Raw genomic sequence first — 9,157 nt, 5'->3', positions numbered from 1 at the left:
TTTCATAGATGGTACAAAATTAGTATGAAGTGGCTTTCTTTAAGAATTATTCCAACGTCCTAAACTCTTCTCCCATCGTTTGAAATCCAGAAATTTCTTGGCAGGCTTGCGAATAAATTGTACTTTTACTCATATCATTTAAGAGTCTAGTCTAAAAAGGCGCTTAGCGGCTATTTTTAGCTAATAGCACAATAATTATCCATTGAATTTCAGACTTCTATTAGAGCCGCGTAGCGCCTTATTGACCAAATTTTTCTGTAATGCCTAAAGCTGCCTCCCGAAGGGAGGTTTAGTTCAACATGCTGTAAGCACCATGCGGGCAGCGTTCTATCGTCTTTAGCTGTTCGATTCAGCAAGGTTTTATACCAGGGGATAGGATTGCACCCCTTTCATCCCGCATGGTGCTTACGGCTTTCCGTTGCCTGCAAGCATTAAAACCACGGTGCAACGAATAAACTGTCTATTCGTTGCAAAAAATGCAATAAATTATTTTGAAATGCGACAAATAAACAGTATATTTGTCGCAAAATATGCAACGAATGAAGATTTATATATATCAGCAGGACGATTGGCCGAGTTTTAAATGGAATAGTGATGAATTTATAGGTTTATTAAGTAAAGCTAGAAATTTACAGGGAAGATTATTTGGCAAAATGGAGTCATTAGGTTTCGACCTGAGAAATGAAGCTTTTCTTGACACCTTAACACTTGATGTTTTAAAGTCTTCTGAGATTGAAGGTGAGTTTTTAAATCCAGACCAGGTACGCTCATCTATTGCGAGAAAGTTAGGAATGGAAATTGCCGGTTCAGTTGAATCTGACCGGAATGTTGATGGTGTTGTGGAAATGATGCTTGATGCCACACAGAATTGTTTTAAACCTTTAACCAAAGAAAGGCTTTTTGATTGGCATGCTGCATTGTTCCCAACTGGCAGAAGTGGAATGTCTAAGATAACCTTAGCAGATTGGAGAAAGGATACAAGTGGACCAATGCAAGTTGTATCGGGAGCAATGGGAAAAGAAAAAGTACATTTTCAAGCGCCAAATTCATCGAGAGTTGATAATGAAATGAATATATTTTTAGAATGGTTCAACAATAACATTGAAACTGATTTAGTACTCAAAGCAGCTATAGCACATTTATGGTTTGTCACAATTCATCCATTTGATGACGGAAATGGCCGGATCGCCAGGGCTCTGACAGACATGTTGTTAGCGCAATCAGATGAAAGCACCCAACGATTTTATAGTATGTCAGCTCAAATTAGACTTGAACGGAAACAGTATTATGAAATACTTGAAAAAACACAAAAAGGTAATCTTGACATAACTGAATGGATAAAGTGGTTTTTAAATTGTTTGATAAATTCACTTAAATCTACCGATATTGTCTTAAACCGGGTTCTATTCAAAGCCGAATTTTGGAAAAAACATTCAGAAACAGAAATTAACGAAAGACAAAAAAAATTATTAAACAAAATACTGGACGGATTCGAAGGTAAGTTAACATCCTCAAAATGGGCTAAAATAGCAAAATGTTCAAAGGATACAGCAATACGAGACATTAACGATTTAATAAGCAAAAATATATTGAAAAAGGAAGAAGCTGGTGGAAGAAGTACAAGTTATGAGTTGAAATAAATGCCAGCAGGCAACATTTAAGTATCGTTTTTGACAGGCTATATACACCATGCGGGGCGGTTTCCGGTTTCTTCGGTTTTCGATTTTAGCAAAATTTGTATCGGGCGGACTCGGAAACGCCGTTTTTAAACTCGCACTGTGTAAATAGCGTTCCGTTATCGATTATTTTAACACAAGATGAAAATAAGGGAATATAATAAATTTAAATCAAAAATAAAATGCTATGACAGCTGATTTGTCCGGAGAGATGTTTAGAGAATTTGCTAATGAAGATTTGACTAAAGACAAAACAACCGCCAATATATAAAAACCTGAGTGGTCTGAAATTCCTGCCAGCAGCACCCATGTACTTAGCGAGGATGTTATAAATTTTATGAGCAATGCAAACAAATTGCTACATTTGTTAATAATGACACGGAAATTAACGGCCGGGTGGCCCGTCACAGAAGCGCCTGAGCCGTATTCCGCTGAAGTGGCAAAGTTTATCCCGATTATTTTATCGGGATACGGTTCTTAGGAGGGAAGGGAGGAGTTTTGCTCCTCCTGACCTACCCGGTGCGGTAATTGTAAAAAAACGACATAACAATGAAAAACAGACTTTTAAAACTGATAACATTTATCCTGATTGTATTATTCGGGATAATAGTGGGAATTTTTCTAAGACAAAATAAAACGATCTGGTCATTAATTAAAAAACCATTTGTTGAGAATTATATAAAATTTGATGATACACGACAGACTGAATGGAGCAAAGATTTTGAATTAGTTGAAATTAAGTCGAGTAGAGATAACAATGTTCAGAAAGCATATTTCTTTAAATCAAAATCAGATGAGCTTAAACCTTTAATTGTAAGTTTACATACCTGGAGTGGAGATTACTCACAAAATGACAAATTAGCAGAAATCTGTAAACAGAAAGATTTGAATTATATCCATCCAAATTTTCGCGGAGCAAATAGAAAAATTGATGCATGTTGCAGTGAATTAGCATTAGCAGACATTGATGATGCAATAAGCTATGCAACACGGAACTCTAATACTGACACATCTAAAATATTTGTTATTGGTGTTAGTGGCGGTGGTTATGCAACACTAAGCACATTTATGAAATCTAAACACAATATAAAAAAGTTTTCAGCCTGGGCATCAATTACTGATTTAATTGCATGGTACAATGAAAGTAAAATAAGAAACAATAAATACTCTCAGGATATTCTTGATTGCACGGGCTCAAAAAATGGACTTAATACTGAAAATGCAGCACAGAAATCACCGATTTATTGGGAAACGCCAATAGAAAAATTAAAAAGTTCAAAACTGTCCATTTATGCTGGAGTATATGATGGAATACAAGGAAGTGTTCCGATTACCCATTCAATTAATTTTTACAATAAGTTACTGACTGACTTATCAGTTATTGATAGCTCTAAATACGTGTCGATTTCAGAGAAACTGAACTTGCTTGAGAAAAGAAAACCATTAGGCGAGTTCGGGAATATTGCTGGTAGAAAAATTTGTTTAAAAAAGGAATTCGAAAATTTAAGGTTAATAATATTTGAAGGCAATCATGAAATGCTGACCAAGTTTGCATTAGATGAACTTCTTGAAGAATAACAACATACCGCTAACATATAAGTATCGTTTTTGACGGTAGCCAAATAACCGTCAAAGGCCGGTCACGGTCCGTCAAAGGCCGGACAAGTTGTACGTTACCGCCAAACATAAAACACCCAAATATAAGCCCGAATCCAAAAATTTTATATCTTTGGACTTTAATGAGATAAATAAAAAAGAGTTAGAATGAATGTAGATTATAATCAAATGTTAAGGCGGATCCAAAAGTTACCTCCTTATAAAATTAAGGGACTCCATGAATTTATACAAATGTTTGGATTATTATCAGCCTGGCTCGTAATTTAGTTGTTGTTGAATTTCTCTAATATATTTTGGACCGTTTTAAAATATTTATTACTTTTGATCCTATAAAAATCACTATAAAAATGAAAAAAATCATCTTCCTTTTACTGGCCTCTGTTTTACTCCAGTTCACCGCATGTGATACCCAGAAAACGAGGGACTTTTACCAGCTTAAAATGTACCGGCTCGAGAATGCTGAACAGGAATCGATCATGGATCAATACCTGGAAAATGCTTACCTCCCCGCCCTGGAAAGGGCAGGCATCCCGAATGTGGGTGTATTTAAGCCCCGGGAAATGGACGAAAGGGAACAGGATTATATAATGGTACTGATCCCCTTTTCCTCTCTGGAAGAATTTGAAATGCTGGACAAGAAACTTGAACAGGATGAAGCCTATCAGAAGGCGGGTAAAGAATATATTGAAGCTCCCCATGATGCACCTCCTTATGAAAGGATCGAAAGCTTCTTACTCAAAGCCTTCTCTGCAACTCCCCATCTTAGTGTGCCCGAGCACAACGCTCCTAATACTTCCAGGGTTTACGAACTGAGAAGCTATGAAAGTGCCACCGAGCTGCTACACCGGAGGAAAGTAGAGATGTTCAATGAAGGGGAATCCGAGCTATTTGAAAAACTGGGATTTCAACCTGTATTTTTTGGCCAGGCCCTTTCAAGTGCCCATATTCCACACCTGATGTATATGACTACTTTCAGTGACACCACCTCCCAGCAGGAACACTGGGATGCTTTCGGGAACCATCCTGATTGGCAGGAGATGAAAGAGATAGAAAGGTACCAGAACACCGTTTCAAACATCACCAAATATCTGATGTATCCCACAGATTATTCAGACATCTAGCCCGACTTATTATTTCTATCTCCATCTTTGTTTTAGTGGCCTTTATTGCGGGATTCGCTACAATACCTTCTTTTTGTCAGAAAGAACCTTTCAAAATATAACGCTCATCTTACTAAAACTCAAAAATCGTTGTCGTCATCATCTTCTTCAAACTCGGAATGATCGTCCGGGTATTCTTCGAGTTGTTAAACACATGCCACAGATGCACGAATGATTTTTTAAAATCCTATCATACATTCGTGGCTGTATAAGCTAAGCGTATTCTCCCTCAATTAACTGCAAGTCAAATAATGCAATAGCCAAAGATGATGGTGGCAGGCTGATGTTTCTTCTCAGTTATTTTATTTAAACTGAATATAAACAACAATCAATCAGGCAGTAAATTGGAGGAGTTTTACTGCTGGCAGGCCTTTGGGAGTTTTTTGCAAAAAACTGATCCCCCGAAAAAAATGTTGCCTCGTGTTGTATTAATTAATACCTTTGAATCTTAAATTCTTCTAATGCTTACTTTTATGAAAAACATTCAAGCTGTTTTGCTGGTCTTTATTTCCCTGTTAAGCATACCTTTATTGCTGACTCATTGCACTTACGACAATGAGGTGGAAAAATATATGGACATGCCATGTGATACAAGCGATGTAACTTATAGCAATACCATACAACCCATCCTGGAGAACAATTGCTATGCCTGCCATAATGAAGGTGATGCATCATCCATTGGTGGCAACATTGTTCTTGATAATCACCAAGCCGTGCAGGAAAAAGCAACCAGGGTATTAAAGGCAGTACAGCATGCTGATGGATATTCAAATATGCCAAAAGGGCAGCCCAAGCTGGACGAATGTACCATTGCAAAAATCAGGATATGGGTTGAAGAAGGCGCTCTAAACAATTAATCTATGAATACTGTATTACAATTAACTATGAAGAAAATTATACCATCCATAGCAACATTTTTAATCCTTTTGCTTTCCGGTTTCTCCTTGAAAGCACAGGAAGACATTATGAGCCGTCTGGATACCATGGTTGATAAGGAGACCGATTATGCAGAGGCTACCTTCAAATCTTCCAGAATAATCAACGGGCATTCCATCGAACAGATAGGAGAAGACCAGCTTCATTTCAGGATTTCCCACCGGTTTAATGACCTTCAACAGGGATGGAGAAATTTTTGGGGTCTCGACGGAGCCAATATGTATTTCACCCTGGAATATGGCATTTCGGATAAATTCATGGTCGGTTTGGGACGTACAAATGAATTAAAAACCTATCACGGTTTTCAAAAATATGCCATTACCAGGCAATCAACGGGAAAGAAAAACATGCCTGTATCCATCTCCCTGCATTCAAGCATTTCTGTTAATACCATTGAATGGAACAATCCTCAAAAAGAGGATGATTTTGCCGGCAGAATGTCCTACACCCACCAATTGCCCATCGCCAGGAAATTCAATGAGGATCTGTCCCTTCAGATCACCCCAACCTTTATTCACAGAAATCTGGTGGAAAATCCTCAGGTCCCCAATGACATTTATTCTCTCGGCATGGGGGGAAGCCTCAGGCTGACCAAATGGGTGCGGTTGAATGCGGAATATTTTTATGTGCTGCCTCCTTTCGACAGCGACAAATCATTTGACAATGTCAATAATCTATCTCTTGGTTTTGATATACACACCGGCGGCCATGTATTTCAACTGCATTTTACCAACTCACGCTCCATGATCGAGCCCTATTATATCGCTGAAACTACGGATCCATGGTTCAACAACGGCCTTAACCTGGGTGGAATTTATTTTGGTTTCAACATTTTAAGGGTATTTGCAATATGACATAAACTTCAAAAACAATAGGCTTATGAAAAAATTTGCGCTCATACTAATCGGAATATTATTTGTTTCCGCAAACATATACGGACAGGAATACATGACCAGGTCAGGATACATCTGGTTTTATTCCCAAACGCCGTTAGAAGACATTAAAGCCCATAACCGGCAGGTTGCCTGTATATTAAATACAGAAACCGGCGAGGTGGGTGTTACCTTGTTAATGAAATCGTTTGAATTCAAAAAAGACCTGATGCAACGGGATTTTAACCGGCAATATGTGGAGTCGGACAAATATCCGAAATCCACTTTGGAGGGTAAGATCACCGATCTGTCAAAGGTGGATTTCTCGGAAACCGGAAAGTACAAGGTGCCTGTCAGCGGTAAGCTGACCATTCACGGCGTAACCAACAAGATCAGCACGGATGTCACCCTGACGGTGAAGGAGGATAACGTAATCGCGGCAAAAGGTATGTTTATTGTCAGTCCCGCAGACTATGATATCGATATACCAAAGGTAATGAGAGACAACATTGCCAAAGAAATTGAAGTGCATGTTGATTTTGAGCTGAAGAAAAGGTAAGTAAAATTCGGTGATTATGAAAAAGAAAAAAATCAGAAACATTGCCCTGATCATTATTGGGATAATAGTAGTCGGGGGGGCGGCAACCGGATATTATTTGTATACCAAAACCACTCCGGATGTTGCCGGGATCACACCTGAATATACCTTAACGGCCGACGAGCTGACTCAGGCATTTAATTCGGATGAGCAAAAGGCAACCAAAAAATATGCCGGAGAAGTCATTGAGGTATCGGGCCAAATATCTGAAAAAGCTGCCAATGATACCAGCATGACCTTTATTTTAACCGGCGGGGAGGACCCAGCATCAGGGGTCAGGTGCTCATTCTCACCCAATGCCCTTGAACAGGCAAAAAAATACCGTGTCGGCGATCAGGTTGAAGTAAAAGGCAAATGTACAGGTAAGCTATTTGAGGTGGTGCTGATCAACTGTTATCCGGTAAACAATTAGGACACAGAAACACGGATATAATTTCTATTTTTAAACCATAAATTCAAAAGTTATGAAAACAAAAGCGTTAATTATTGTAATGACCCTGCTTGCAGGAATATTCTTTTTTCAATGCGAAAGCGATGATGAAGTTGAAGAAGACGAGAAAGTAGAATTAACCCAGGACAAATTGGACAAAGCAACATCCCATTTGGGAGATTTCACAGGTCAAAATTTTGCTCATGGAGGACCTGAGGGAATTAGTGCAGACTCGACCATCCGGGAAGTATACGGCAATGTGGATCAAGTAGGATCTTCAATTGAGAAGGGGACCTTAATTACCAAAAGAACCTATAAAAAGAATCCCGATGGTTCAAATGGACAATTATTTGTAACCTTTGCCATGTTCAAAAGGGAATCGGGATATGATTCCGAAAATGCCGACTGGGAATACGTTCAAATGCCGGCAGATGAAAGCATTGACTACACAGAGCATCCCAATGGCCTGCTGTCAGAGGAGAGCGTTGCAAGGGGTAAGCTGGACGGATGTATATCTTGCCATGGTGCAGCGAGTGGTAACGATTATTTATTCACAAATGACTAAAGGAAATTAGAGTCGAAGGCTAAGCGTAAAAGGCCACGAATGCACGGATGAATATTTTATTCGTGCATTCGTGGCCTTTTATTTTATCTTTATAGCCTTTTATGTTTTTTGTATGATTCCAAAAATAAACAGCTATGAAAAATATTCTGTCAACCCTTATCACTGTTATGTTGCTTATTCCTTCAATGGCCCTGAGCCAGCAAACCGATCTAGATACGGTACGACTATTCTATCTGGGTGGCCAGTCAAACATGGATGGCTATGGTTACAATTCGGAGCTGCCTGATGAGCTGAACAAAACTTTCGAGCATGTTCAAATCTACCACGGCAATCCTGCCGGGGATGATCAAACCAACGGTGGGCTGGGCCTTTGGGAGGAGCTAAGACCCGGGCATGGAACCGGATTTTCTTCGGATGGCAAGGAAAACCAACTGTCCGACCGGTTCGGTGTTGAGCTTTCCTTTGCCCAAAAGCTACAGGAACTGTACCCCAACGACGAAATTGCCCTGATCAAGTATTCGCGGGGAGGCACTTCTATAGACAGCGTGGCGGCTGAAGACTTCGGCTGCTGGGAGCCGGACTACCGCGGGAAAAAAGGCATCAACCAGTACGACCATTTTCTGAAGACCGTGCGCCATGCCATGGCTGTGAAGGACATTGACGGCGACGGCCGGGAAGAGCACCGGGTGCCCTCCGGCATCATCTGGATGCAGGGGGAAAGCGACGCCCACGTGGAAGCAATAGCCAAACGCTATTATAACAATCTCAAACGCCTGATGGACCTGATGCGGGCCGTATTCCACGTTGACGACCTGCCGGTGGTGATCGGCAAGATCTCCGATTCATGGGATGACGATGATGGCAAAGTATGGGATTACGGCGAGCTGGTGCAATATGCCCAGGAAAAATTCGCCCGCACCGATGAATGCGCAGCCATCGTCAGAACCACCCGCTACTACGATTATTCTGACACCTGGCACTACGACAGCGAAGGTTTCATTGATCTGGGAAAGCAGTTTGCGGAGGCTGTCTTTCGACTGAACGAGTGAACGAATACACGACGGCACGACGGCACGACGGCACGACGGCACGACTGCACGACAGCACGAGGGAACGAGGGAACGAAAGAACGATGGAGCGAAACAACGAGGGCACGAGGGAACGACAGCACGAAAGAACGAGGGAACGAAAGAACGAAAGAACGATGGAGCGACTGAGCGAGGGAGCGAGGGGGCACGAAGGGACTGAGTGATTGGAAGCGTAAGTAGTATTGAGTCGGAAAGTAAGCAGCAATATACCTACA

Annotated in this window: 9 protein-coding genes; all 9 read left to right on the top strand. The window is 40.5% G+C overall.

Annotated elements, in window-relative coordinates; all coding sequences use genetic code 11:
- The first annotated feature begins 539 nt into the window (after nt 1–539).
- Complete coding sequence (locus tag KGY70_12815) at nt 540–1,640, top strand: Fic family protein (GenBank protein MBS3776067.1); 1,101 nt, start codon at nt 540–542, stop codon at nt 1,638–1,640.
- 585 nt (nt 1,641–2,225) lie between these two features.
- On the top strand, nt 2,226–3,254 hold the full coding sequence (locus KGY70_12810) for a prolyl oligopeptidase family serine peptidase (GenBank protein ID MBS3776066.1): 1,029 nt from the start codon (nt 2,226–2,228) through the stop codon (nt 3,252–3,254).
- A 386-nt stretch (nt 3,255–3,640) separates the two neighbouring features.
- Nucleotides 3,641–4,414, top strand: coding sequence for an NIPSNAP family protein (locus tag KGY70_12805; protein MBS3776065.1), 774 nt, complete (start codon nt 3,641–3,643; stop codon nt 4,412–4,414).
- A gap of 512 nt (nt 4,415–4,926) precedes the next feature.
- On the top strand, nt 4,927–5,310 hold the full coding sequence (locus KGY70_12800) for a hypothetical protein (GenBank protein MBS3776064.1): 384 nt from the start codon (nt 4,927–4,929) through the stop codon (nt 5,308–5,310).
- 3 nt (nt 5,311–5,313) lie between these two features.
- A complete protein-coding gene (locus KGY70_12795) occupies nt 5,314–6,243 on the top strand; it encodes a hypothetical protein (protein MBS3776063.1) in 930 nt (309 codons plus the stop codon).
- Nucleotides 6,244–6,268: 25 nt separating this feature from the next.
- Entirely contained in the window at nt 6,269–6,820 is a 552-nt protein-coding gene (locus tag KGY70_12790; protein ID MBS3776062.1) for a YceI family protein, read from the top strand.
- Nucleotides 6,821–6,836: 16 nt separating this feature from the next.
- Nucleotides 6,837–7,271 carry a hypothetical protein gene (locus tag KGY70_12785; protein MBS3776061.1) on the top strand — a complete coding sequence of 145 codons (435 nt, stop codon included), beginning with the start codon at nt 6,837–6,839 and terminating at the stop codon, nt 7,269–7,271.
- Between the two features lie 52 nt (nt 7,272–7,323).
- Entirely contained in the window at nt 7,324–7,854 is a 531-nt protein-coding gene (locus KGY70_12780) for a cytochrome P460 family protein (GenBank protein MBS3776060.1), read from the top strand.
- 134 nt (nt 7,855–7,988) lie between these two features.
- Nucleotides 7,989–8,903, top strand: a complete 915-nt coding sequence (locus KGY70_12775) for a hypothetical protein (protein ID MBS3776059.1) — start codon at nt 7,989–7,991, stop codon at nt 8,901–8,903.
- Nucleotides 8,904–9,157: the final 254 nt, after the last annotated feature.

This window comes from Bacteroidales bacterium (assembly GCA_018334875.1).
Classification (GTDB): Bacteria; Bacteroidota; Bacteroidia; order Bacteroidales; family UBA12077; genus JAGXLC01.
The sequence above is the reverse complement of the archived record's forward strand: the minus strand, read 5'-3'. Positions and strand labels throughout refer to the sequence as shown.